The following is a 2299-nucleotide window of genomic DNA, read 5'->3' on the forward strand; positions in this document are numbered from 1 at the left end:
GCACGACTAGTTGCTAAGGGTTTCACCCAAGTGCCAGGTTTGCACTATGATGAGATCTTTGCACCCGTAGTCATGCTACGTTCCATTCGGATTATCTTAGCGATTGCCGCATTTCATGACTATGAAATCTGGCAGATGGATGTTAAAACCGCCTTCTTAAACGGTTATTTGGAGGAAGAGTTGTACATGGTACAACCCGAAGGTTTTATCGATCCTAAACATCCTAAGAAGGTTTGCAAGCTTAAGCGTTCCATTTATGGACTTAAGCAAGCATCACGGAGTTGGAATCATCGCTTCGACCAAGTGATTAAGGACAATGGTTTCGTTCGATCAGTCGAGGAACCATGTCTATATATCAAGTCGAGTGGGAGCAAGATTGTCTTCCTAGTACTGTATGTCGATGACATACTCTTGATTGGGAATGACATACCTCTCTTGTCTTCGGTTAAAGCATGGTTGAAAAACCATTTCCAGATGAAAGATCTGGGAGAGGCACAAAGAATTTTGGGCATCCGTATCTACAGGGATAGATCACGACGGATGTTATCTCTCAGTCAGGAGTCTTATATAGATAAGATCCTAGAGAGATTCAGCATGACGAACTCCAAGAAAGGGTTCCTTCCCATGACTACTGGGCTTCACTTGAGCAAGTCTCAAGAAGCTAAGACATCGGAAGAGAAAGAGCGCATGAGTCGGATTCCTTACGCTTCGGCTATAGGATCGATCATGTATGCCATGATATGCACACGTCCAGACGTTGCATATGCATTGAGTATGACAAGTCGATTCCAAGCACATCCAGGTGAACAACACTGGATGGCCGTGAAAAACATTCTTAAGTACCTACGGAGGACTAAAGATTGGGGATTGACTTATGGAGGCGATACGAGGCTCTGCGCTACTGGTTACGCAGATGCTAGCTTCCAAACGGATCAGGATGACTCGAAATCTCAGTCCGGATTCGTTTTTACTCTTAATGGCGCTGCTGTCAGCTGGAAAAGTACCAAACAAAGTGTTACAGCAGATTCTACGACTGAGTCCGAGTACTATGCCGCTTCGGAAGCAGCTAAGGAAGCTATATGGATGCGTCAATTCTTACAAGGACTATCTGTAGTGCCTAGTTCGAATGACCCTATCACCGTTTATTGTGACAATAAAGGTGCCATCTTCCAAGCTAAGGAGCCTAAGTCTAGTAACAAGTCTAGACATGTACAACGGAAAGCTCATCTAATCAGGGATTACGTGGAGCAAAAGGAAATTTTATTAGAGAAGATTGCTACGGATGACAACATAGCTGATCCTCTAACTAAAGCATTACGACGTGATAAGCATGAAGGGCACGTTACTTCCATGGGAATAAAACGTGTTCCTGAGTTGTAGTACTCTTTTATGAACTGTATTCATTTTCTCGTGTACTATTGAAACAACCTCTTCGTTATGATATTTATATGTTTTGTTTTTCATGTGGAATTGTACGACAATTTTGAATACCACAAAGTGAACTGAATAACATTACATCGTTTTGGTCCTTGATTACCCACTTGAGCTGATAACTCAGGTAATCATTTTGTGACGTTGGTTGATGGTGGATTCAACTAGCCATAAGTCAAACGGTTGACTGACCAATCACGAAGGCAAGATATACGGATATCTTGTAGGACAACCATGTGACAACGTTATGGAGTCCTAAATGTTTTATAACATTGGGTGCCTGGTCGTGGATAGGACCTCCATAGTGTTCCTTAGAGTCGAATCTTTTGACTTTCGACTGTCTTCTGAGATTAAGGCAGATTTTGGGTGACTTTGGTTTCTTTCTCACGGTCCATCGTAACAGGGGGCCAAGAAGATTTTCACTGGGTCATTTCATGCTGCGCTTACATCTGCAGGATTCGAGTTGAGGGAAAATATCCAACCCTTATCAGGATTTTATCTTTTCTCAGGGCCACTCGAGGAGTAGTAACTGAAAATGCATGGCCATGCTCGAATACAGATTCGTTTTATCAGTTAAGTTACTCTCTAGTCGGGGAAACCACTCTTGATACAGATCGATTGTAGAACACGACCTTTGCGAATACGGATTGCAAATTGTTTTACATTGAGTGGGAGAAATTTTAAAAGGATATGAGAATCGGTTATCGCACCTACACTTGTACGGACAAGTGGGAGTTTGTTGGAGCTTGTGTCCTCCACATGTAGTGTGATAACGTCATTGCACATACACTTGTACGGACAAGTGGGAGCTTGTTGGGGCTGGTGTCCTCTACAGTTAGTGCACTGACTTATTAAATCTCTTAAAGGA

1 protein-coding gene is annotated in these 2299 nt (G+C 42.7%); it reads left to right on the forward strand.

Annotated elements, in window-relative coordinates:
• Positions 1-1380, forward strand: a 1380-nt coding sequence (locus tag E6C64_RS18815) for a Ty1/Copia family ribonuclease HI (RefSeq protein ID WP_136429496.1), incomplete at its 5' end; no start/stop codon positions are given.
• Between the last annotated feature and the right edge of the window lie 919 nt (positions 1381-2299).

It is taken from the genome of Naasia lichenicola (assembly GCF_004801885.1).
GTDB lineage: Bacteria > Actinomycetota > Actinomycetes > Actinomycetales > Microbacteriaceae > Naasia > Naasia lichenicola.